Origin of the sequence: Arthrobacter sp. UNC362MFTsu5.1, from assembly GCF_000685965.1 — a bacterium.
Lineage (GTDB): Bacteria > Actinomycetota > Actinomycetes > Actinomycetales > Micrococcaceae > Arthrobacter.
Map to the genome: position 1 here is coordinate 113,436 of NZ_JMLE01000012.1, position 22,042 is coordinate 135,477.

The 22,042-nt window shown below is 67.2% G+C and carries 20 protein-coding genes; 11 read left to right on the forward strand and 9 right to left on the reverse strand.

The window, feature by feature from the left end; translation table 11 throughout:
- Positions 1–9: 9 nt before the first annotated feature.
- From BS38_RS0113190 to glnT, 5 genes are read right to left on the reverse strand one after another with little or no spacing between them, the layout of a single operon-like run.
- A complete protein-coding gene (locus tag BS38_RS0113190) occupies positions 10–1,155 on the reverse strand; it encodes an FAD-dependent oxidoreductase (RefSeq protein WP_028271236.1) in 1,146 nt (381 codons plus the stop codon).
- A gap of 13 nt (positions 1,156–1,168) precedes the next feature.
- On the reverse strand, positions 1,169–2,536 hold the full coding sequence (locus BS38_RS0113195; RefSeq protein WP_051628897.1) for an FMN-binding glutamate synthase family protein: 1,368 nt from the start codon (positions 2,534–2,536) through the stop codon (positions 1,169–1,171).
- Positions 2,537–2,546: 10 nt separating this feature from the next.
- Positions 2,547–3,296, reverse strand: a complete 750-nt coding sequence (locus BS38_RS0113200; protein ID WP_028271238.1) for a protein glxC — start codon at positions 3,294–3,296, stop codon at positions 2,547–2,549.
- Complete coding sequence (locus BS38_RS0113205) at positions 3,284–4,192, reverse strand: glutamine amidotransferase (RefSeq protein ID WP_028271239.1); 909 nt, start codon at positions 4,190–4,192, stop codon at positions 3,284–3,286. Before BS38_RS0113205 ends, BS38_RS0113200 begins: the two co-directional genes overlap by 13 nt.
- Positions 4,193–4,221: 29 nt before the next feature.
- Positions 4,222–5,622: a type III glutamate--ammonia ligase gene (glnT, locus tag BS38_RS0113210; protein ID WP_028271240.1), complete on the reverse strand. Its 1,401-nt coding sequence runs from the start codon at positions 5,620–5,622 to the stop codon at positions 4,222–4,224.
- Positions 5,623–5,868: 246 nt separating this feature from the next.
- Between glnT and BS38_RS0113215 the strand changes: the two genes are divergently transcribed.
- The gene (locus BS38_RS0113215) at positions 5,869–7,158 is read left to right on the forward strand and encodes an ammonium transporter (protein WP_028271241.1); all 1,290 of its coding nucleotides are present in this window, start codon (positions 5,869–5,871) and stop codon (positions 7,156–7,158) included.
- A gap of 146 nt (positions 7,159–7,304) precedes the next feature.
- Here BS38_RS0113215 and nagB read toward each other — a convergent pair whose 3' ends face one another.
- The 3 genes from nagB to BS38_RS0113230 are packed head-to-tail and all read right to left on the reverse strand — an operon-like array spanning position 7,305 to position 10,645.
- Positions 7,305–8,111: a glucosamine-6-phosphate deaminase gene (nagB, locus tag BS38_RS0113220; RefSeq protein ID WP_028271242.1), complete on the reverse strand. Its 807-nt coding sequence runs from the start codon at positions 8,109–8,111 to the stop codon at positions 7,305–7,307.
- Complete coding sequence (locus tag BS38_RS0113225) at positions 8,092–9,381, reverse strand: N-acetylglucosamine-6-phosphate deacetylase (RefSeq protein ID WP_043438597.1); 1,290 nt, start codon at positions 9,379–9,381, stop codon at positions 8,092–8,094. The genes nagB and BS38_RS0113225 overlap by 20 nt, the downstream gene beginning before the upstream one ends.
- A complete protein-coding gene (locus BS38_RS0113230; RefSeq protein ID WP_197024941.1) occupies positions 9,371–10,645 on the reverse strand; it encodes a PTS transporter subunit EIIC in 1,275 nt (424 codons plus the stop codon). Before BS38_RS0113230 ends, BS38_RS0113225 begins: the two co-directional genes overlap by 11 nt.
- 113 nt (positions 10,646–10,758) lie before the next feature.
- Between BS38_RS0113230 and BS38_RS0113235 the strand changes: the two genes are divergently transcribed.
- From BS38_RS0113235 to BS38_RS0113250, 4 genes are all read left to right on the forward strand, one after another.
- The gene (locus tag BS38_RS0113235; protein ID WP_081818893.1) at positions 10,759–11,061 is read left to right on the forward strand and encodes a glucose PTS transporter subunit EIIB; all 303 of its coding nucleotides are present in this window, start codon (positions 10,759–10,761) and stop codon (positions 11,059–11,061) included.
- Positions 11,058–11,588, forward strand: coding sequence for a PTS sugar transporter subunit IIA (locus BS38_RS0113240; protein WP_231511242.1), 531 nt, complete (start codon positions 11,058–11,060; stop codon positions 11,586–11,588). The genes BS38_RS0113235 and BS38_RS0113240 overlap by 4 nt, the downstream gene beginning before the upstream one ends.
- A 4-nt stretch (positions 11,589–11,592) precedes the next feature.
- Positions 11,593–12,312, forward strand: a complete 720-nt coding sequence (locus BS38_RS0113245) for a GntR family transcriptional regulator (RefSeq protein ID WP_028271247.1) — start codon at positions 11,593–11,595, stop codon at positions 12,310–12,312.
- Between the two features lie 144 nt (positions 12,313–12,456).
- Positions 12,457–13,314, forward strand: coding sequence for a prephenate dehydratase (locus BS38_RS0113250; RefSeq protein ID WP_028271248.1), 858 nt, complete (start codon positions 12,457–12,459; stop codon positions 13,312–13,314).
- A 71-nt stretch (positions 13,315–13,385) separates the two neighbouring features.
- Here BS38_RS0113250 and BS38_RS0113255 read toward each other — a convergent pair whose 3' ends face one another.
- Positions 13,386–15,302: an FAD-binding monooxygenase gene (locus BS38_RS0113255; protein WP_028271249.1), complete on the reverse strand. Its 1,917-nt coding sequence runs from the start codon at positions 15,300–15,302 to the stop codon at positions 13,386–13,388.
- Positions 15,303–15,525: 223 nt separating this feature from the next.
- On the opposite strand from BS38_RS0113255, the gene BS38_RS0113260 reads away from it, so the two are divergent.
- From BS38_RS0113260 to BS38_RS0113285, 6 genes are all read left to right on the forward strand, one after another.
- The gene (locus BS38_RS0113260; protein WP_028271250.1) at positions 15,526–17,019 is read left to right on the forward strand and encodes a fumarylacetoacetate hydrolase family protein; all 1,494 of its coding nucleotides are present in this window, start codon (positions 15,526–15,528) and stop codon (positions 17,017–17,019) included.
- Positions 17,012–17,674, forward strand: a complete 663-nt coding sequence (locus tag BS38_RS0113265; protein ID WP_028271251.1) for a GntR family transcriptional regulator — start codon at positions 17,012–17,014, stop codon at positions 17,672–17,674. Before BS38_RS0113260 ends, BS38_RS0113265 begins: the two co-directional genes overlap by 8 nt.
- A 22-nt stretch (positions 17,675–17,696) precedes the next feature.
- The gene (hpaE, locus tag BS38_RS0113270; RefSeq protein WP_028271252.1) at positions 17,697–19,208 is read left to right on the forward strand and encodes a 5-carboxymethyl-2-hydroxymuconate semialdehyde dehydrogenase; all 1,512 of its coding nucleotides are present in this window, start codon (positions 17,697–17,699) and stop codon (positions 19,206–19,208) included.
- A 111-nt stretch (positions 19,209–19,319) separates the two neighbouring features.
- Positions 19,320–20,417: a 3,4-dihydroxyphenylacetate 2,3-dioxygenase gene (gene hpaD, locus BS38_RS0113275; protein ID WP_028271253.1), complete on the forward strand. Its 1,098-nt coding sequence runs from the start codon at positions 19,320–19,322 to the stop codon at positions 20,415–20,417.
- Positions 20,418–20,419: 2 nt separating this feature from the next.
- Positions 20,420–21,205: a 2-oxo-hept-4-ene-1,7-dioate hydratase gene (gene hpaH / locus BS38_RS0113280; RefSeq protein WP_028271254.1), complete on the forward strand. Its 786-nt coding sequence runs from the start codon at positions 20,420–20,422 to the stop codon at positions 21,203–21,205.
- Entirely contained in the window at positions 21,190–22,023 is an 834-nt protein-coding gene (locus BS38_RS0113285; RefSeq protein WP_028271255.1) for an HpcH/HpaI aldolase family protein, read from the forward strand. Before hpaH ends, BS38_RS0113285 begins: the two co-directional genes overlap by 16 nt.
- Positions 22,024–22,042: the final 19 nt, after the last annotated feature.

Below are 22,042 nucleotides of genomic sequence, written 5' to 3' on the forward strand. Positions count from 1 at the left end.
ACCGACAGCTCAGGGGGTGCCGATCCGGGCGGTTGCCGGGCGGAAGCGGGCCGGAACATCGCCGGCGCCGGTGGCCAGGCCGGCCGCCCACTGCCCGATCAGCGGCGCGAACTTCGCACCGTGTCCCGAGCACGGGGAGAGGACCGTGATGCCCTCCGCCCGGTCGATGAGGAAGTCCTCGTTCGGCGTGTTGGTGAACAGGCACGTGGTCTCGGCATACGGTTCCGGATCGAGGCCGGGGAGGTACTTCTGCACATAGTCCACCACCCGGCGCCGGTTGTCCGGGTCCACCAGGCCGCTTTGCTCGGCGGCGGACGGGATCAGGCCGCCGCCGTTGTATTCGGCCACCTTCTGCCCGGCGAAGCCGGCATCCCGTCCGCCGGGCAGTCCGTAGGTCTGGATGGCGGCACTCTTGTGGATAAACGTGGGCCACGCCGCAGCGCCGTCGGGATCGCGGTAGCGGAAGTGGAAGGCCTGCTCCTGCCGGACGGTGATCTCCGGCAGCGCGGCAAGGAACCCTGCGGGGAGGTCCAGCTGTCCCAGCAGTGATGGCAGCCAGCCGCCGGCGCCGATGATGACGTTCCCGGCGTCGATCACCTCTCCTGCTGCCGAATGCACGCGGTAGCCGGAGCCCTGCCGTTCCACACGGGCGACGTTCCACCCGGTCAGCAGCGTGGCTCCGTGCTTCACCGCCTGGTCGACCATGGCGTTGACCGAGCTCTCGGCGTCGATCACCCCGGCGCCCGGGTGCCAGAGCACCGGGGTGTCGAAGGAGAACTGCGGCCAGCGCTCCCGGGCCTCGGCCGCGCCGAGGAGTTCGTGCTCCACGCCGGCGCCGGCGAGGACCCGGGCGAGCTGCTCCGGCTGCCGTTCCGGGCCGTAGTCCACCGCGCCGAACGGGGTGATGAGTTCCAGCCCGCTGGCCTGGTCCAGTTCGTCCCAGAGGACCTTCGACTCCTGGACCGCCCGCGTGTAGAACTCGTCCGGGTAGGCGTAGCGGAAAATCCTCGCCGAGCCGTGGGAGCTGCCGTCATGGGCTGCCGGGACTGAGCGTTCCAGGATGGTGACGTTGTGGCCCTGCGCGGCGAGCTGCCAGGCCGTGGCGGCGCCGGCCAGCCCGGCGCCCACCACCACGTATTCGGATGATTCCGTCATCACTTTGCTCCGTTTACTTCGCGCCGGGGATCCAGCTGGTTCCGGCCAGGGGTACGCGCGCCATGGCGGACGCTTCGATGGTCAGCGCCACCAGGTCCTCGGGTTCGAGGTTGTGCAGGTGGGACTTGCCGCAGGCCCGGGCGATGGTCTGGGCTTCCATGGTCAGGACGCGCAGGTAGTTGGCCAGGCGTCGGCCGCCCTCCACCGGGTCCAGGCGGGAGGAGAGCTCCGGGTCCTGGGTGGTGATGCCTGCGGGGTCGCGGCCGTCCTGGAAGTCGTCGTAGTAGCCGGCGGCCGAGCCGAGGGCGGCGTATTCGGCGGCGTAGCGGGGATCGTTGTCGCCCAGGGCGATCAGTGCCGCGGTGCCGATGGCCACCGCGTCGGCACCGAGGGCCATCGCCTTGGCGACGTCGGCGCCCGTGCGGATGCCGCCGGAAACGATGAGCTGGACCTTCCGGTGCACACCGAGCTCCTGCAGCGCCTGGACCGCCTGCGGGATGGCGGCCAGGGTGGGGATGCCCACGTTTTCGATGAACACCTGCTGCGTGGCGGCGGTGCCGCCCTGCATCCCGTCCACCACAACGACGTCGGCTCCGGCCTTCACGGCCAGGGCGGTGTCGTAGTACGGGCGGGACGCGCCGATCTTGACGTAGATGGGCGTCTTCCAGTCGGTGATTTCGCGCAGTTCGCCGATCTTGATTTCCAGGTCGTCCGGGCCGGTCCAGTCCGGATGGCGGCTGGCGGAGCGCTGGTCGATGCCCACGGGCAGGGTGCGCATGCCGGCGACGCGTTCAGTGATTTTCTGGCCCAGGAGCATGCCGCCGCCGCCCGGCTTGGCACCTTGGCCGAGCACGATCTCGATGGCGTCGGCCTTGCGCAGGTCGTCCGGGTTCATGCCGTAGCGGGAGGGCAGGTACTGGTACACGAGGTGCTTGGACTGGCCGCGCTCCTCAGGCGTCATGCCGCCGTCGCCCGTTGTGGTGGAGGTTCCCACCTCGCTGGCGCCGCGCCCCAGCGCTTCCTTGGCGTTTGCCGAAAGCGCGCCGAAGCTCATGCCGGCGATGGTCACCGGGGTCTGCAGGTGCAGCGGCCGGCTCGCGTGCCGGTCGCCGAGGACGACGTCGGTATCGCACTTTTCGCGGTAGCCCTCCAGCGGGTAGCGGGACATGGAGGCGCCGAGGAACAGCAGGTCGTCGAAGTGCGGGACCTTGCGCTTGGCGCCCCAGCCGCGGATGTCGTACACGCCGGTGGCGGCCGCGCGCTGGATGTCCGCGATGGTGGCGCGGTCAAACGTTGCCGATTCACGCAGGCCGAGCTCCTCAGTGTGCTGGGCGGGCGTGGCGGGTGCCTGTGCGGGGGCAGGCAGTGAGGTGATGGTCATGGCGTTGTCCTTAGTACGACGTCGAGTTGTGGACGCTGAAGTGGTAGAGGTTCCGTGCCGATCCGTAGCGCTTGAAGTCCGCCGGGTTGTCGGTGCGGCCGGCCGCGGCCAGCAGTTCGCCGAGTTCGGCCAGGTGCTCCTCCTTCAGGGGCTTTTCGATGCAGTCAGCGCCGAGCGAGGCCACGGTGCCCTTGACGTAGATCCGGGCTTCGTAGATGGAGTCGCCCAGCGCTTCGCCGGCGTCGCCGCAGACCACCAGGCGTCCGGCCTGCGCCATAAACGCGGACATGTGGCCGATGTTGCCGCCCACCACGATGTCCACGCCCTTCATCGAGATGCCGCAGCGGGCGCTGGCGTTGCCGTCGATGACCACGAGCCCGCCGTGCCCGGTGGCGGCGGCCGACTGGGAGGCGTCTCCCTTGACGTGGACGCGGCCGGACATGATGTTCTCGGCCAGTCCGACGCCGGCATTGCCGTTGATGGTCACGTCGCCTTTTTGGTGCATCCCGGCCGCGTAGTAGCCGGCGTGGCCGTTGATGGTGACGCTGACCCGGGCGTCGATTCCCACGGCCAGGCTGTGCTTGCCTTCGGGGTTGGCGACGGTCCAGGACTGCCCGTCAACCGCGTTGTGGAGTGCCTGGTTGAGTTCGCGGACGGGGCTGCCGGCCAGATCCACGCTGAAGGAATCAGTGCTAGCGGCGTGCTGGGCTGCCTCAGCGTTCGTGTCCGTGCTGGTTTCGGGGGCTGTCAGAGTGACCATGTGTAGACCTTTCCGGGTTCCGGTTCAAAGATGCGGGCGTTTTCGATGCCGGGCAGGGCCGCCAGGGCACGGTATTCGGAGGCCATGGCCACGTAGTCGTCCGTTTCGGCGATGATGGCGGGCTTGCAGGCGATGGGGTCGCGGACCACGGCCATGCTGTCCGCGGTGGTGACCACCAGGGTGTAGAAACCGTCCAGCACCTTGCCCAGGTTCACGAGCGCCTCTTCGAGGGTGTCGCCCTGCTGCAGGCGGGAAGCCACGTAGCGGGCGCCCACCTCGGTGTCGTTTTCGGAGTCGAACACCACGCCTTCGCGTTTCAGGTCGCGCCGGACGGTGGCGTGGTTGGAGAAGGAGCCGTTGTGGACCAGGCACAGGTCGTCGGCCACGGAGAACGGGTGGGAGCCGCCGGCGGTCACCGCGGACTCGGTGGCCATCCGGGTGTGGGACAGGCCCTGGCTGCCTGACATGGCCTCGAGCCCGTGCTCGGCGGCGATGTCCATCGGGTGGCCCACGCTCTTCATCACGGCCACGTGCTCGCCGCGGCCGATGATGGTGGAGCCGGGAAGGGTTTCGCTGACCGCTTTCACCAGGAGATCGGTTCCGACGGCGGCGCTCACCAGGGTGGTGTCACCCACCACCCGTACTGCAGCGGCGGCGTCGGCCGGAAGCATCGCGTCAAGGGAGGCCTTTACCTCCGGGAGCGCCATGCCCTGGTCCTTGCCCAGCAGGCTGAGGGTGGAGGTTCCGGCCGAGACCAGGCCCGGGGTGTTGTAGACGGCGAGGCCGGCTGAGTCCGGTCCGCGGTCCACGATCTGGCACATCATCGAGGACAGCAGGCTGCCCATCTGGGGGTGCAGCAGGGGGTTGCGCAGCTGCAGCGCGGCGATTCCGCACATGGTGGGATTCCTTTACTGGGTGGGAGTTGCTAGATCGAGGTGAGGTAGGTGCGGACTTCCCAGTCGCTGACCTGGTTGTGCCAGCTGAGGAATTCCTCTTCCTTGGCGTCGGCGTAGTACTTGCCGATCTCCGCGTCTCCGCTGAGGCTGGCCAGGATCACCGGGTCCCGGCGCAGGGCCTCCACGGCGTGCAGCAGGGTGGCCGGCAGCAGGTGGGCGTCCGGTTTGGACTCGCCCGGGCCCGACGGGTGCCCCGGATCCACGGAGTTTTCCACGCCGTCCAGGCCTGCCGAGATGGCCGTGGCAATGGCGAGGTAGGGGTTGGCTGAACCGTCCCCGGAGCGGAGTTCGATCCGTTTGTTGTCCGGCACGCGGATCATATGGGTGCGGTCGTTGCCCCCGAACGAGGCCTTCCGGGGAGACCAGGTGGCTCCGGACGAGCTGGTGGTGGCTCCGGAGCGCTTGTACGAATTGACGGTGGGGGCCAGGAACGCCTGCAGTGCCGGCGCGTGGTCCAAAATCCCTCCGATGAACGAGTAGGCGAGGGCCGAAAGCCCAAGTCCCCTGCCGCCGTCGTCCGCTCCACCCTCAACCGGGAACAGCGCCTCGGCGCCGGACCACAGCGACAGGTGGAAGTGGAGGCCCGTGCCCGTGCGGTCGGTGAAGGGCTTGGGCATGAAGGTGGCGGTCATGCCGCGCTGTTCCGCGAGGACGTTCAGGATGTAGCGCAGGGTGACCACGCGGTCGGCCGTGGTGAGGGCGTCGGCGTAGTTGAAGTTCTGCTCGAACTGCCCGGCGGCGTCCTCATGGTCGTTGGCGTAGTTGCCCCAGCCGAGGCCGTTCATCGCCTCCGAGATGGAGGTGAGGTGCTCATACATGCGGGTGACGCCGCGCGCGTCATAGCAGGGCCGGGGCGAGTCATCGCGGGCGTCGGCCGTGCTCAGGGAACCGTCGGCGTTCTTGTTGACGAGGAAGTACTCCACTTCCGCCCCCACCTTGGCCTGCATTCCCTGGCCGGCCAGGCGGGCGAGCGTGTTTTTGAGGATGACGCGCGGGGCGTAGGGCCAGGGCTTGCCGTCCACGTGCGGGTCGCAGTGGATGACCGCGAGCCCTTCCTTGATGAACGGCACGGGGGTGAAGGACGCCAGATCAGGAATGGCAATGAGGTCCGAATCCTGCGGCTTCTGCCCGATCAGCCCTGCTGCGTAGCCGGCAAACCCCATGGCGCCGGCCTCAAGCTGGTCTGCGGCTTCGACCGGAACGAGCTTGGCGCACGGCTTGCCCGTCATGTCGACGAACGTGGCCAGAATGAACCGCACGTCATGGGCCCTGGCGATGTCCGCGAGGGAGATGTGGTCAGCCTCGGCCGGCAATGGGGCGGTAGATAGCGCTGGGGCGCTTGGTACTTCAGGGGTTGCGACACTGGTCATCGGAACTGTCCTGTTCAATTGGTGTTACCTGAGGGGAAACGTTGTTGAACCACAGTAGTCAAATGGATGTTACAGGCGTGCGCCCCGCTTGTTAAATCGGCGTGACGTGGCCAATCGCGATCGCAACCGGAAATTTACGCCCGCGAAACCCACAATCGTTCACTGTCACGAATCATGGTTTCATCCCACGGTTACTTTTTTGTGCCGCCGTTTCCCCGGCGGATACCCCCTTCTGATTGGAGTTCCATGAATTCTGGAGACGTCGCCTGGATCCTCGCCGCGGGCGCACTACTGTGCATCATGATCCCCGGCCTTGCCCTGTTCTACGGAGGCATGGTCGGTTCCCGCAGGATCCTGAACATGATGATGATGTGCTTCGGCGGAATGAGCATCGTGGCCGTCCTGTGGGCCGTGTTCGGCTACTCCATGGTCTTCGGCAATTCCATTGGTGGCGCCGGACTCCTCGGTGATGTCACCGAGTACTTCGGCATGGAGAAATTACTGGCCGAGGACCCGAACGCGCCCATCCCCACGGCCCTGTTCGCAGCCTTCCAGCTGTTCTTTGCCGGGATCACCACGGCAATCATCGCCGGCGCTGCCGCCGGACGAATGAAGTTCGGCGCGTGGATGACCTTCGCCGCCCTCTGGGCCACGCTGGTCTACTTTCCGGTCGCCCACTGGGTGTTCGCCTTCACCTCGGCGGACGGCTCCGTGACCGGCGGCTGGATCGTCAACAGCCTCAAGGCAGTCGACTTCGCCGGCGGTACCGCGGTCCACATGAACGCGGGAATCGCGGCCCTCGCCCTCGCCCTGGTCCTCGGACGCAGCGCCGGCTGGCCCAAGAGCGAACACACCAAACCCCACAGCCGTCCGCTGGTGCTGGTGGGCGCCGGGCTCCTCTGGGCCGGATGGTTCGGCTTCAACGCAGGGTCCGCACTCACCGCCGGCCAGTCCGCGTCCGTGGTATTCCTCAACACCGCCGTCGCCGCGTGTGCCGGCCTGCTCGCCTGGACGCTCGTGGAGCGCATCCGCCTGGGCAGCGCCAGCAGCATGGGCGCAGCTTCCGGCCTGATCTCGGCCCTCGTTGCCATCACTCCTGCCTGTGGCGCCGTCAGCCCCCTGGGCGCCCTGGCCATCGGCCTCATCGCCGGCGCCGTGTGCTCCCTGGCCATTGAGCTGAAGTTCCGGCTCGGCTTCGACGATTCACTCGACGTGGTGGGCGTCCACCTGGTGGGCGGCATCCTGGGAACCCTCCTGATCGGCTTCTTCGCCACCGAGGCCGCCCCCAACAAGGTGAACGGGCTGTTCTACGGCGGCGGCTTTGAGCTCCTCGGGGTCCAGACGATCGCCACGCTGGCCGTGCTCGCCTACTCCTTCGTGGTGACGTGGATCATCGCCAAGGTCCTCAACATGACCATGGGCCTGCGCATCCATGAAGCCGACGAACTGCGCGGCATCGACATCGCCGCGCACTCCGAGGCCGCCTACCTCAGCGACGAAGAGCCCGTGGAGCTCGGCTCGCCCCACCGCGCCTAAGGTCCCCGAGCCGAGCGCGGGAACAGACGTTGGCCGCTGCTCCCGTAATGAATCCGAGGCTTGTCCGCCAAGCCGTACCGTCAAGGTAGGCGATCGCGGACAAGCCTCGGATTCTTTGTGTTCTCCTGAGCTGGCTGCGTGTATTCCTAAGCCGGCTGCCGCAGCCAGGGCCGGGTGGGCGTTTGGCCCAGCTGGTCGTTGAACTCCTGGGCTTCGCGGTAGTAGTCCAGCAGGCTCAGGCGGGACGCGGCCGCCGGATCCAGGATGACCACGGCCCGGCGGTGAAGCTGCAGCACCGACGCCGGGCAGTGTGCGCTGACCGGGCCTTCCACCATGGCCTGGACGGCATCAGCCTTGTTGTCCCCCATGGCCACGAGGACCGCCAGCCCGGCCTCGCGGATCGTCCCGAGCCCCTGGGTCAGGCACAGCCTGGGAACGTCGCCGGCCGGGAAAAAACGCGCGTTGTCGGCGCGGGTGGCTCCGGCAAGGGTCTTCACCCGGGTACGGGAGACCAGCGACGAGGTGGGCTCGTTGAACCCGATATGGCCGTTCGCGCCGATGCCGAGGATCTGGATGTCCACCCCGCCGGCCGCCGTGATGGCTGCGTCGTAGCGCTCGGCTTCCGCGACGAGGTCCGGAGCATCCCCGTGCGGGGTCATGAGTTGCGCCAGCGGCAGGTCCACGTGGTCGACGAATTCCCGCCGGATGGTGGAGTAGTAGCTCTGCTCGTGCTCCGGCGGCAGCCCGGCGTACTCATCCAGGGTGAAGGCCGTGACCTGGCTGAAGCCCAACTGCTCTTCGCGGTGCCGGCGGATCAGTTCCTGGTAGGTGGACTTCGGCGAACCGCCCGTGGCCAGCCCGAGGACGGCCGGGCCCTGGCGGACCCTGGCTTCGATGATGTCAGCGGCCCGGCCCCCTACGTGGTCCGCGGACTCACACAGAATAATCTGCACGCGTTTTCCTTTCCTGCGTTAGTGGTGTGCCGGCCCGGTAGACCTGCAGCAGTTCGAGTTTTTCGGTGGTCACCAGGATGTCGGCGCGGTACCCCCTGGTGAGGGAGCCAATCTGTCCGGACCCCGGCCGGTCCAGGCCGATCAGGCGGGCGGGTGTGGCCGACGCCGCCGTGACAGCATCAGCCAGGGGCACTCCCCATTCGACGCAGCGGCGGACGTTTTCCAGCAGCAGGCTGGTTGCCCCGGCGATGGCACCGGGCCGGGCATCGCCTTCCGCGGGGACCAGGCGCGCCACCCGGTCCCGGACCAGCACGTCCAGGCTGCCGAGGGTGTAGTGGCCGTCGGACATTCCGGCCGCTGCCATGGCATCCGTAATCAGCGCGACCGAGCCCGGGCCCACCAGGTCAAAGACCATGCGGACGATCTCCGGGTCCAGGTGCACGCCGTCGGCGACCAGTTCCAGGACCATCCGGCCGGGCGACTGCCGTGCGGCCTGTAGCAGGACGGGGATTGGTCCGGGCGTCCGGTGCCCCAGCGGGGGCATCCGGTTGAACAGGTGCGTGGCGGACCAGGGACCGCCGCCGCCGGCCAGCGGGCCGGCGTCGTCGCTGTCTAAGGCCCAGCCCAGGGCTTCCCGCGTCTGCGCCGCCGTGGCGCCGGTGTGGCCAAGGGACGGAACCACGCCATAGTCCCGGCACAGGGCCACGAGTTCGGCAAAGTACGGCGTTTCCGGTGCCAGCGTGATGGACCGCACCGTTCCCTGCCCCGCTTCAAGCCACTCCTGCAGCAGCGCCGGGTCGCCGTCGATGATGGCCGCCGGGTCTTGGGCCCCGCACATGCTCCTGGTGATGAACGGTCCTTCCAGGTGCAGGCCGTCCAGGGTGCCGTCCTGCACCAGCTCCCGCAGCGCCGTGATCTGCTCGAGCAGTACCTCCGACGGCGCCGAAACGAGCGAGGCGAGCACCGACGTCGTACCCTGCCCGGCGTGATAATCCGCCGCCCGGCGGGCGCCGTCGGCATCCGCGGAGAAGGTGTGCCCCACGGCGCCGTGGCAGTGCACGTCCACCAGCCCCGGCAGGATGACCGGAACCTGCGTTGTTTCGACGTCGACGCCGGCGGGCAGTTCCGCCGTCGGGCCGCACCACTCGATGCTCCCCCCGGCGATCACCACGGTGCCGTCCTCGATCACGCCGTCCCCTGCCCGGCCGGTGACGAGGCGCCCACGCAGCCCCGGCAGGGTCAGCCCCGGTGCGCCGGCTTCAGCTTGCATCGGCTTTGGCCATCGAACCGTTCTCGTCGGTTTCGTCTTCGCGGCCCATGGTACGGAGGTTCCAGCGCCGGATCACGAAGCGGAACACCACGTAGTACACGGCCGCGTAGCCCAGGCCGATGGGCACCAGCCACAGCGGGTTCTGCGCGATCCCGAAGTTGAGGACGTAGTCGATGGCACCGGCGGAGAAGCCGAATCCGTGATGGATGCCCAGGAAATTGACCAGCATCATGGACGTTCCGGTCAGGACGGCGTGGACGATGTAGAGCGGCCAGGCCACGAACATGAAGGAGAATTCCAGCGGTTCGGTGATGCCGGTGAGGAAGGCGGTGAGGCCGGTGGAGAGCATCACGCCGCCCACGATCTTCTTCTGGGACGGCTTGGCCTCGTGCCAGATCGCGAGGGCGGCCGCGGGCAGGGCGAACATCATGATGGGGAAGAACCCGGTCATGAACACGCCGGCGGAGGGATCACCGGCGAAGAACCGGTTCAGGTCGCCGTGGGCGCCGTTGTAGTCGCCGATGATGAACCAGACGATCGAGTTCAGGATGTGGTGTAGTCCCAGCGGGATGAGCAGCCGGTTGAGCGTGCCATAAATGCCGCTGCCCACCACGGTGTTGTCCGCCACCGTGTTGCCCACGGCCGTCAGTCCGGAGTTGAAGAACGGGTAGATGAGGGCCATGACCACGCCGATGATGATGGCGGCAAAGGAGGTCAGGATGGGCACCAGGCGGCGGCCGGCGAAGAATCCGAGCCAGTCCGGCAGGGTGGTCCGGTGGAACTTCTGCCACAGCCACGCCGTGGTCAGGCCCATCACGATGCCGGCGAGCACGCCGTAGTTGATGACGGGATCCTTGCCGCCCTCCGGGGCGGCGCCCAGCACCAGCGGTGCCATGACTTTGAAGACGTTGGTCAGGACCAGGAAGCCGACGACGGCGGCCAGCGCCGTTGATCCGTCGCCCTTCTTGGCGAAGCCGAAGGAAATGCCGACGGCGAAGAGCAGCGGAAGGTTCTCGAACAGGGCGCCGCCGGCGGCGCCGATCACTTGGGCAACGGTGGTGAGGCCTTCGAACCTGCCCAGCAGGTCGTCCTGGCCCAGGCGCAGGAGGAGCGCGGCGGCGGGGAGGGCGGCGATGGGGAGCATGAGGCTGCGGCCGAATCGCTGCAGGTTCTGCAGCGCTTTGCCGCTGCCCTTGGCCTTGCCCGGGGCCGGTGCGGCCAGCGGGCCTGCCGCGGCGGAAGCGGACGGGTTTTCCGTGGACATGGGGTTCCTCGTTTCGAAAAGGCGGTGCTTGTGCGGGGATGCGGGATTCAGTAGAGTTTTGCTAACTGGTTATAACCAGTGACAATCATCACTGTGAAGTGCACCGGGCTTAGTTGTCAACCTCAGGCAGGAAAAATGCTTCAGGACCGGCCGGACTCACCGCAAAACGACCAACAGGAGTGGACATGTCCAAAGCAGAAATCATCCTCGCCGCCCTGGGCGGGGCCGAGAACGTTGAAGAGATCGAGGGGTGCATCACCCGCCTGCGCACCGAAGTGGTGGATGCGGGAAAGGTTGACGAGGCAGCCCTCAAGGCCGCGGGCGCCCACGGCGTCATGATGTCCGGCACGGTGGTCCAGGTTGTGGTGGGCCCCGAGGCGGAAAGCCTGGCCGAAGACATCCAGGACCTGATGTGAGCACGCCTGAGGTACGCATGGCTCCTGAAGTGGGCACGGCCGCACCGGCCGGGGCCATCAGTGTGGCTTCTCCCCTGCCCGGGCGGCTCATCCCGCTCAGCGAGGTGCCGGACCCGGTGTTCGCCAAGGGACTCGTCGGCGGAGGTGCCGCCGTCGTGCCGGACGATGACGCCGGGGTGATCACCGCCGTCGCGCCCCTGGACGGCAAGGTCATCAAGGTCATGCCGCATGCGTACATCGTCCAGCACGCCTCAGGACCCGCAGTGCTGGTCCACGTGGGCATCGATACGGTCGGGCTGAAGGGCGAGGGCTTCAGCGTGCTGGCGCAGAAGGGCGACCAGGTCCGCGCCGGCGATCCCATGATCAGCGTTGACGTGGCCTTTGTCCGCTCGAAAAACCTCAGCATGTGCAGTCCCGTGGTGATCCTGGACAGCGCACCGGACGCCATTGAGCCTCCGGCCCCGGGCGGCCGGGTGGAAGCCGGTGGGTACCTGTTCAGCCTGCCCGGGAAAATTCCGGAAAAATAGGGACATGGATACGGCAGGGGAACTCAAACACGTCTGGGTGCGCAGGCAGCTCCAGGACCTGGTGGCCACCACGTTGCGGCCCGGGGACGCCCTGCTGGGCGAACGCCAGTTGGAGGAGCAGTTCGGCGTCTCGCGCATCACGGTGCGCCGGGCCATCTCGGACCTCGTCCAGGACGGCGCCCTGGTCCGGATCAAGGGCAAGGGGACCTTCGTCTCGCACGGGCTGGTCCGTTCGACCCTGCACCTGGCCTCCTTCAATGAGGACATGCGGGCGGCCGGCTTCGAACCCAGCACCCGCGTCATTACGGCCTCCACCGCGGAGCCGCCCGCGGCGGCGTCCGAGCACCTGGGGCTGCCGCCGGGGCAGGAGGCCTACCAGGTCCGCAGGCTGCGCCTGGCCAACGGGGCACCCGTCAGCGTGGACGAATCCTGGCTCCCGCCCCGACTCCTGCCGGACCTGCTCTCGGAGGACCTGACGGGGTCCCTCTACCGCGTCCTCGCCGCGTCCGGCCATCCGGTGCAGCATGTGGAACAGACCGTGGAGGCCGCCGCCGCCCCGGAGGACACGGCGGCCCTGCTGGACATCGAGCCCGGGGCGCCGGTGCTCCTCTTCAGGCGCCGTTCGTTTACCGGCCAGGAAGACCCGGGCACACCTATCGAGTACTCCATCTCGACGTACCGCTCCGACCGGTACCAGGTCTCGATGCGGCTGGCGCTGGGCTGACCTGCCCCGCCCAACGCCCAACCCAACGCCCCGCCCGACGCCCCGCCCAACTAGGTCGCAGCAGGTGTCGTTTTGGGCCGTCAAAACGACACCTGCTGCTACTCACTTGGGCGGGCGGGCGCGAGTCGTGAAACCATACGGATCGTGACCCAGAAAATTGCGTACCAGGGTGAGCCCGGCGCCAACTCAAATATCGCGTGCATGCAGATGTTCCCCGGCGTGGAAAGCGTTCCGTGCGCCAGCTTTGAAGATGCCTTCGAACTGGTGTCCACGGGAGCCGCCGACTTCGCCATGATCCCGATCGAGAACTCGATCGCCGGCCGGGTGGCGGACATCCACATCCTGCTGCCGCAGTCCCGACTGCAGATCGTGGGCGAGTTCTTCCTGCCCATTCACTTCGACCTGCTGGGCATCCCCGGCAGCACCATCGAAGGGGCCACCGAGGTCCACAGCCACATCCATGCCCTGGGACAGTGCCGGCGCCTCATCCGCGAAGCCGGGCTGCGCCCCGTTATCGCAGGAGACACCGCGGGTTCCGCCCGTGAAGTCCGGGAATGGAACGACCCCGCCAAACTGTCCCTCGCTCCCCCGCTCGCAGCCAGCATTTACGGCCTCGAGGTGCTGGCCTCACGGGTGGAGGATGACCCGTCCAACACCACCCGCTTCGTGGTCCTCGCTCCCGAAAAGGACCTGCCGACCAGGGAGGATCTGCCCGGACCGGCTGTGACCAGCTTCCTGTTCCGGGTCCGCAATGTTCCGTCTGCACTCTTCAAGGCGCTCGGCGGGTTCGCCACTAACGGCGTGAACATGACGCGGCTGGAAAGCTACATGGTGGGCAATGAGTTCGCCGCCACCATGTTCATGGCCGACGTCGAGGGCCACCCGGAGGACCTGCCGTTGAAGCTCGCCCTGGAGGAACTGGACTTCTTCACTACCGAGGTGCGCATCCTGGGCGTCTACGCCGCCGCAGACTACCGGACGGCGCAGGCCACCGCTGCCTGACGGAGTTCCCGGGCGGCCCAGTTTCGTGAACTCCTTGAGCACGTCGGCCAGCACCGGCCGGGCCGTTGCCGTCAGACCCCCGCGCGCTTGCCGGAGGCCAGGAGGGGCGCGAAGAATGCACCAAGTTCAGCCGTCGCGGTCAGGGGAAGGACATCGGCCACGTACTGGTCCGGCCGCACCACCACCACGACGCCGCCGCGGTCCAGCCCGCGCAGCTCGAAGATGTCCGCTTTGGGGTCGGTGGCGTAGACCTTCTCGTAGTCCGTGAGCTGGAACGGCCCCACCTGCGGCTTGAACACCGCCGGAACCGCGTTGATGTCGATGTCCGCATGGGGCTGCTGGTAGATCACCTTCACGTCGAACCAGGCGTCGGGATCAGCGCCCGACGGCGTGGCCGCCAGCGGCGAGTCCGGCGAGTTCGCGATCCACTCGGCGAAGTCGGCCACGGCTGACGCGGCACCCTGCTTTTCGGCGCCCGGGAGGGCGGCGTCAGCGAAGACGTAGATGCGCCACCGCCCGTCCGCCGTGGCATGGTGGCCCAGGTGCAGCGGGTTGGTGTCGCCCACGCGCACCACGGGGGCCGACTTGAAGCGCTTGCCCACGGGGAAGCCTGCGGCCAGGGCCTGGTGTTCGGCTTCGGCGGTGAGCATGGAGGGGGCGTACTGGGTCATAAAGCCGGCGGGGAACTCTGCCGTGCTCACGTAGAAGTCCTCGAGCTCGGAGGGGCTGTCGAATTCCTCGGGTTTCTTCGCCATCATCGTCGACCACTCCTTGTCGAAGTCGATGAGGTTCTTGGCGATGACCTGGCGTTCGTCCGAGTAGGTGGTCAGCAGGCTCTCGGGGCTGCGGCCCTCGAGGACGTGGCCGAGCTTCCAGGCCAGGTTGAAACCGTCCTGCATGGAAACGTTCATGCCCTGGCCTGCCTTGGCGCTGTGCGTGTGGCAGGCATCGCCGGTGATGAACACGCGGGGCGTCCGGGTGCCGCGCTGCTCCGGCAGGACGTCGTCGAACCGGTCGGTGAGGCGGTGGCCCACCTCGTAGACGCTGTGCCAGGCGACGTCGCGGACATCGAGCGTGTAGGGGCGGAGGATCTCGTTCGCCCTGCGGATGATCTCCTCGATGGAGGTGTTGCGGACGGCACCCTTGTCGCTCGGGTCCACCTCGCCCAGGTCAACGTACATGCGGAACAGGTATCCGCCCTCGCGGGGAATGTGCAGGATGCTGCCACCGGAGCCGGACTGGATGGCGCACTTCGTGCGGATATCGGGGAAGTCGGTGACGGCGAGGACGTCCATCACACCCCAGGCATGGTTGGCCGCATCGCCGGCGAGGGTGCAGCCGATCGCGTCGCGGACCTTGCTGCGCGCACCGTCGGCGCCGATCACATACTTGGCCCGGACAATGCGTTCCTTGCCTTCATCGGGGCCGGCGGTGTGGACCAGCGTCACGGTGACGGGGTATTCGCCTTCCTCGGCGACCTCCAGTCCGCGGAATTCAAAGCCGTAGTCGGGAGCCATGCGCGTGGGTGAATTGGCCATGAACTCCGCGAAATAGTCCAGCACCCGCGCCTGGTTGACGATGAGGTGCGGGAATTCACTGATGCCCATCTCGTCGTCGACGGCACGGGCGCCGCGGATGATGCGTGAATGGTCCGCGGGGTCCGGCTTCCAGAACGCCATCTCGGTGATCCGGTACGCCTCGGCGATGATCCGCTCGGCGAAACCGAAGGCCTGGAAGGTCTCCACGCTCCTCGCCTGGATGCCGTCCGCCTGGCCGATGGGAAGCCTCCCGGCGCGGCGCTCCACGATGCGTGTGGTGATGCCCGGGAACTGGGACAGCTGGGCGGCGGCGAGCATGCCGGCAGGACCTGTGCCGACAATCAGGACGTCGACCTCGTCGGGAAGTTCCGCGGGCCGGTTGATGCCAACTCCGGCGGCCGGCTGGACCCTGGGGTCGGTGGACACGTAACCGTGGTGGTGGAACTGCACGGGCTTTCCTCACTTCGTTGTGTGGCTGACTATCGCCAGGATTTGTGTTCTATATTAGAACTTGAAGTTCGATAATAGAAAAATGCTCTTCATTTCAAAACTGTACGCAGATATGACCCGGGTTACAAGTGCCTTGAAAACACCCGGAAACAAGGGGTTGACGTTACGCCCGTCGTAGGCAATAGTTTTCGTATACGATTTCGTACTCGATGAGGAGTAACTCTTGGAACAGGTCACCGACCATCTCCTGGCCGCGGCCCGCAAAGTCATCGCGGTGCACATCAACTACCCCAGCCGGGCAGCCCAGCGCGGCCGCACTCCGGAGCAGCCCTCCTACTTCCTGAAGCCCTCGTCCTCGCTGGCAACCGGCTCAGCGGAAGCACCCTCAACAGTGGAACGGCCGGCCGGCTGCGAACTCCTCGGCTACGAGGGCGAGATCGCCCTGATCATCGGCAAGCCGGCCCGCCGCGTCAGCGTGGAGGACGCCTGGAGCCACGTCGAATGGATCACCGCCAGCAACGACCTCGGCGTCTACGACCTCCGCTACGCGGACAAGGGCTCCAACCTCCGGTCCAAGGGCGGGGACGGCTTCACCCCGGTGGGCCCGGGACTGATTGCAGCTGACGCCGTTACTCCCGAACAACTGCGCATCCGCACCTGGCACAACGGCAACCTGGTCCAGGACGACACCACTGAAGACCTGCTCTTCCCGTTCGCGCGGCTCGTGGCCGACCTGTCGCAGCTGCTCACCCTCGAAGAGGGCGACATCATCCTCACCGGCACCCCGGCCGGGGCGTCGGTCGCCAAGCCGGGCGACGTCGTCGAGGTTGAAGTAAGCACTCCGGACGGCGCCCTCACCACCGGCCGCCTGGTCACCGCCGTGGAGGAAGGCACGACGCCGTTCGCGGACTTCGGCGCCCGGCCCAAGACCGATGATCTCCAGCGGGAGGAGGCCTACGGTTCGCGGGAAGCGGCCGGTTTGGCACCCGTGGCGGGCGCCGCCGTCGGGCCCGTCCTTTCCCCGGAGCTGAAGGCCAAGCTGGAAAGCGTCTGCACCGCCACCCTGTCCTCCCAGCTGCGCAAGCGCGGCCTGAACAACGTCAGCATCGACGGCCTCAGCTCCACCCGGCCGGAGAAGCGGATCGTGGGCCTGGCCCGGACGCTGCGCTACGTGCCCAACCGCGAAGACCTCTTCAAGACCCACGGCGGCGGATTCAACGCCCAGAAGAAAGCCATCGACTCCGTCAACGAGGGCGAGATCCTGGTGATGGAGGCCCGCGGCGAAAAGGGCACGGGCACCATCGGCGACATCCTGGCCCTCCGCGCCCAGGTCCGCGGCGCCGCAGCCATCATCACCGACGGCGGTGTCCGCGACTTCGCCGCCGTGGCCGCCATGGACATGCCCACCTACTACGCCAACCCGCACCCGGCCGTGCTGGGACGCCGGCACATCCCGTGGGACACGGACATCACCATCGCCTGCGGCGGCACCACCGTGCAGCCCGGGGACATCATCGTGGCCGACTCGGACGGCATCCTGGTCATCCCGCCGGCCCTCGCCGAAGAACTCGCTGACGACTCCATCGCGCAGGAACGCGAGGAGGTCTTCATCGCCGAAATGGTGGCACAGGGCCACAGCGTGGACGGCCTCTACCCGCTGAATGCAGAGTGGCGGGGCAAGTATGAGCAATGGGAAGCAGGCAAAGCCAATGACTGAGACGGTGATTGCCGCCGGCAGCAAATCCGAGCAGGCGTACGCCGCCGTCAAGGCACGGATCGTGGACGGCACCTACTCCCCCGGCTACCGGCTGGTGCTGGCCAAGATCGCCGAAGACCTGGGCGTCAGCGTTGTCCCGGTCCGCGAAGCCATCCGCCGGCTCGAAGCCGAGGGGCTGGTGAAGTTCGAACGGAACGTCGGCGCCACAGTATCCGGCATCGACCCCACCGAGTTCCTCTACACGATGCAGACCCTGAGCATCGTCGAAGGTGCGGCCACCGCGCTCTCCGCTCCCCTGATCGGGGCGGCGGACGTGGCCCGGGCCCGGGCCGTGAACGAGGAAATGCGCGACTGCCTGCAGCATTTCGACCCCGTCCGGTTCACCCGGCTGAACCAGGACTTCCACAGCGTTTTGTTCGAGCACTGCCCCAACCCGCACATCCTGGACCTGGTCCACCGCGGCTGGAACCGGCTTGCGTCGCTCCGCTCCTCCACCTTCCGGTTCGTACCCGGCAGGGCCCACGACTCGGTTGACGAACACGAAGCCCTCCTGAAGCTCATTGAAACCGGTGCCGACGCCGACACCATCGAAAAAGCAGCACGGCTCCACCGCAGCGCCACCCTGGACGCCTACCTCGCACAAACCAAGCAGTAATGACCACCGATAGGACTCAATGATGACGACTGCCGCAGAAACCACCGCCCACTACGTTCCGCAGGACCTGCCCACCCACATCCAGCACTACATCAACGGTGAATTTGTTGATTCGGTGGGCGGCAAGACCTTCGACGTCCTGGACCCGGTGTCCAACACCAACTACGCCACCGCCGCCGCCGGGCAGAAAGAGGACATCGACCTCGCCGTTGCCGCGGCCCGCGAAGCCTTCAAGAACGGGCCCTGGCCGAAGATGAAGCCGCGGGAACGTGCCCGCATCCTGAACAAAATCGCGGATGCCGTCGAAGCCCAGGAGGAGCGCCTGGCCGAACTCGAGACCTTCGACACCGGCCTGCCGATCACCCAGGCCAAGGGCCAGGCGCTCCGGGCGGCGGAGAACTTCCGCTTCTTCGCGGACCTGATCGTGGCCCAGTTCGACGACGCCATGAAAGTCCCGGGCTCGCAGATCAACTATGTGAACCGCAAGCCGATCGGCGTCGCCGGGCTCATCACGCCGTGGAACACCCCGTTCATGCTGGAGTCCTGGAAGCTCGCCCCGGCCCTGGCCACCGGCAATACCGTGGTCCTCAAGCCCGCCGAATTCACCCCGCTCTCCGCCTCGCTCTGGGCGCAGATCTTCAAGGACGCCGGCCTGCCGGACGGGGTGTTCAACCTGGTCAACGGCCTCGGCGAGGAAGCCGGCGACGCGCTGGTCAAGCACCCGGACGTCCCGCTGATCTCGTTCACCGGCGAGACCACCACGGGCCAGACGATCTTCCGGAACGCCGCCGCCAACCTCAAGGGCCTCTCGATGGAGCTCGGCGGCAAGTCCCCGTGCGTGGTGTTCGCCGACGCCGACCTGGATGCAGCGATCGATTCAGCCCTGTTCGGGGTCTTCTCCCTCAACGGCGAGCGCTGCACCGCCGGCTCGCGCATCCTGGTGGAACGCGCCATCTACGACGAGTTCTGCGAGAAGTACGCCGCCCGCGCCAAGAACATCGTCGTCGGCGATCCGCATGACCCCAAGACGCAGGTGGGGGCCCTGGTCCACCCGGAGCACTTCGCGAAGGTGGCCTCCTACGTGGAGATCGGCAAGTCCGAAGGCCGGCTGCTCGCCGGCGGCGGACGGCCGGAGGGCCTGCCCGAAGGCAACTACATTGCCCCCACGGTGTTCGCCGACGTCGCCCCTGACGCGCGGATCTTCCAGGAGGAAATCTTTGGCCCGGTGGTGGCGATCACCCCGTTCGAGAACGACGACGAGGCCCTCGCCCTGGCGAACAACACCAGGTACGGCCTGGCGGCCTACATCTGGACCCAGAACCTCACCCGGGCGCACAACTTTTCCCAGAACGTGGAGGCCGGCATGGTGTGGCTGAACAGCCACAACGTCCGCGACCTCCGCACCCCGTTCGGCGGCGTCAAGGCCTCGGGCCTGGGCCACGAGGGCGGCTACCGCTCCATCGACTTCTACACCGACCAGCAAGCCGTGCACATCACGCTCGGTTCCGTCCACACCCCTAAGTTCGGCGCCTAGTCACCACCAGCAGCCCAACTGGGTCGCAATTGTTGTCGTTATGAGCCCCCAAAACGACACTTACTGCTACCTAGTTGGGAAAGAAACCCCTTTCAACGAAGAGAGAACACCATGAACAACGTCATCCCGAAGCCCTCCGTCCCCGCTCCGGACATCGTCCGCTGCGCCTACATGGAAATCGTGGTCACCGACCTCGCCAAGTCCCGCGAGTTCTACGTTGACCTCCTGGGCCTGCACGTCACCGAAGAAGACGAAAACAACATCTACCTGCGCTCCCTCGAGGAGTTCATCCACCACAACCTGGTGCTGCGCAAGGGGCCCATCGCCGCCGTCGCCGCTTTTGCCTACCGGGTGAAGTCCCCCGCCGAAGTGGACGCCGCCGAGGCCTACTACAAGGAGCTGGGCTGCCGCACGGAACGCCGCAAGGAAGGCTTCACCAAGGGCGTCGGCGACTCCGTCCGCGTGGAGGACCCGCTCGGCTTCCCGTATGAGTTCTTCTACGAGGTGGAGCACGTGGAACGCCTCACCCAGCGCTACGACCTCTACTCTGCCGGGGAACTCGTCCGGCTGGACCACTTCAACCAGGTCACCCCGGACGTGCCCCGCGGCCGCAAGTACCTCGAGGACCTCGGCTTCCGCGTCTCCGAGGACATCCAGGATTCCGACGGCGTCTCCTACGCCGTGTGGATGCACCGCAAGCAGACCGTCCACGACACCGCCCTCACCGGGGGCAACGGCCCGCGCATGCACCACGTCGCCTTCGCCACGCACGAGAAGCACAACATCATCCAGATCTGCGACAAGATGGGCGCCCTGCGCATCAGCGACCGGATCGAACGCGGTCCCGGCCGGCACGGCGTGTCCAACGCGTTCTACCTCTACATCCTGGACCCGGACGGCCACCGCGTCGAGATCTACACCCAGGACTACTACACCGGCGACCCGGACAACCCCACCATCACCTGGGACGTGCACGACAACCAGCGCCGCGACTGGTGGGGCAACCCCGTGGTCCCGTCCTGGTACACCGAGGCCTCCCTGGTCCTGGACCTCGACGGCAACCCGCAGCCCGTCATCCAGCGCACCGACGCCTCGGAGATGGCCGTGACCGTGGGCGCCGACGGATTCTCCTACACCCGTAAAACAGAAGGAGAAGGTGCCGACGCCGTCGAACAGAAAACTGGCTTCAAGCTCGGGGCGCAGCTGTAGCCATGCTGGATGCCAAGACGATCGAGGCCATCGCGGACGAACTGCTCGAGGCCGGCCGGAACCGCAAGCCGGTGCCCCGGCTGACCTCCCGCTACCCGGAGATGACGGTGGAGGATTCCTACGCCGTGCAGCAGCTGTGGCGGAACCGCAACGAAGACGCCGGCCGGAAGCTCGTGGGCCGCAAGATCGGCCTCACGTCCAAGGCGATGCAGGCCGCCACCGGCATCACCGAACCGGACTACGGTGCCATCTTCGATGACATGGTCCTGGAAACGGGCTGCTCGGTGGAGTGGGACCGGTACACGCATCCGCGGGTGGAGGTGGAGCTGGCGTTTGTCCTGAAGGACGCGCTCAAAGGCCCGGGCTGCACGATCTTCGACGTCTTGAACGCCACCGACTACGTGGTTCCGGCCCTCGAGATCCTGGACTCCAGGATCGAAATGGAGGGCCGGACCATCGTGGACACCATCGCGGACAACGCCGCGATGGGCGCCATGGTGGTGGGCGGCCGCCCGGTCAAGCCCGACGCCGTCGACCTCCGCTGGGTCTCGGCCATCCTCTACAAGAACCAGACCGTGGAAGAGACCGGCGTGGCCGCCGGAGTCCTGGACCACCCCGCCAACGGGGTGCACTGGCTGGCCAACAAGATAGCCGCGCACGGCGACGGGATGAAGGCCGGGGACATCATCTTGGCCGGCTCCTTCACCCGCCCGCTCTGGGTCTATAAGGGCGACACCGTGCACGCCGACTATGGACCCCTGGGAGTTGTCACATGCCGGTTCGAGTAGAGCCTGACGCCACGTTCCGGGACGCACTCCGCAACCAAACCGGCAATGCCGGGCGTCCGCTCGCAGGAATGTGGGTCTGTTCCGGCAGCCCGCTGATCGCAGAGCTGTGCGCCGGGGCCGGGCTGGACTGGCTGCTGATTGACGCCGAGCACAGCCCCAACGGGTTGGAATCCATCCTGGCCCAGCTGCAGGCCGTCCGCGGTTACCCGGTCCAGGTCCTGGTCCGGCCTCCCGTCAACGACACTGTGGTGATCAAGCAGTACCTGGACCTCGGCGTCCAGAACCTGCTAGTGCCCATGGTGAACTCCGCCGCGGAGGCCGCAGCCGCGGTGGCGGCCACCCGGTATCCGCCGCACGGCGTCCGCGGCGTGGGCTCGGCACTGGCCAGGGCGTCCCGGTGGAACCGCATCCCGGACTATCTGGGCCGGGCATCCGAAACCATCAGCGTCACCGTCCAGATCGAGTCCGAAGCTGCCGTTGCAGCGGTGGAGGAGATCCTGGCGGTGGACGGCGTGGATGCCATCTTCCTGGGGCCCTCCGACCTCGCCGCGTCCATGGGCGTGCTGGGACAGCAGGAACACCCCGAGGTGCGCGCCGCCGTCGAACGCTGCCTTGCGGCCGCCGCAGCGGCGGGGAAGCCCGCGGGCGTCAACGCGTTCAACAAGGACACCGCCCGCAGCTACCTGGCAGCCGGTGCGTCGTTTGTGCTGGTGGGTGCCGACGTCGCGCTCCTGGCCCGCGGCTCCGAGGCACTCGCCGCCGAATTCGTCCCCAGTGTTCCGGCGCCTGAGCCCGGCGGAACCCCCGCCAGCTACTGACCCTTTCCCACACACTTTC

Bases quoted from the DNA above. Each gene is read 5' to 3' on its own strand.
- BS38_RS0113215 (WP_028271241.1), top strand. From the start codon at position 5,869: ATGAATTCTGGAGACGTCGCCTGGATCCTCGCCGCGGGCGCACTACTG.
- BS38_RS0113195 (WP_051628897.1), bottom strand. From the start codon at position 2,536: ATGACCATCACCTCACTGCCTGCCCCCGCACAGGCACCCGCCACGCCC.
- BS38_RS0113205 (WP_028271239.1), bottom strand. From the start codon at position 4,192: ATGTGCGGAATCGCCGCGCTGCAGCTGCGCAACCCCCTGCTGCACCCC.
- BS38_RS0113245 (WP_028271247.1), top strand. From the start codon at position 11,593: ATGGATACGGCAGGGGAACTCAAACACGTCTGGGTGCGCAGGCAGCTC.
- glnT (WP_028271240.1), bottom strand. From the start codon at position 5,622: ATGACCAGTGTCGCAACCCCTGAAGTACCAAGCGCCCCAGCGCTATCT.
- BS38_RS0113285 (WP_028271255.1), top strand. From the start codon at position 21,190: ATGCCGGTTCGAGTAGAGCCTGACGCCACGTTCCGGGACGCACTCCGC.
- BS38_RS0113200 (WP_028271238.1), bottom strand. From the start codon at position 3,296: ATGGTCACTCTGACAGCCCCCGAAACCAGCACGGACACGAACGCTGAG.
- hpaH (WP_028271254.1), top strand. From the start codon at position 20,420: ATGCTGGATGCCAAGACGATCGAGGCCATCGCGGACGAACTGCTCGAG.
- BS38_RS0113230 (WP_197024941.1), bottom strand. From the start codon at position 10,645: ATGTCCACGGAAAACCCGTCCGCTTCCGCCGCGGCAGGCCCGCTGGCC.
- BS38_RS0113265 (WP_028271251.1), top strand. From the start codon at position 17,012: ATGACTGAGACGGTGATTGCCGCCGGCAGCAAATCCGAGCAGGCGTAC.
- BS38_RS0113190 (WP_028271236.1), bottom strand. From the start codon at position 1,155: ATGACGGAATCATCCGAATACGTGGTGGTGGGCGCCGGGCTGGCCGGC.
- BS38_RS0113225 (WP_043438597.1), bottom strand. From the start codon at position 9,381: ATGCAAGCTGAAGCCGGCGCACCGGGGCTGACCCTGCCGGGGCTGCGT.
- hpaD (WP_028271253.1), top strand. From the start codon at position 19,320: ATGAACAACGTCATCCCGAAGCCCTCCGTCCCCGCTCCGGACATCGTC.
- hpaE (WP_028271252.1), top strand. From the start codon at position 17,697: ATGACGACTGCCGCAGAAACCACCGCCCACTACGTTCCGCAGGACCTG.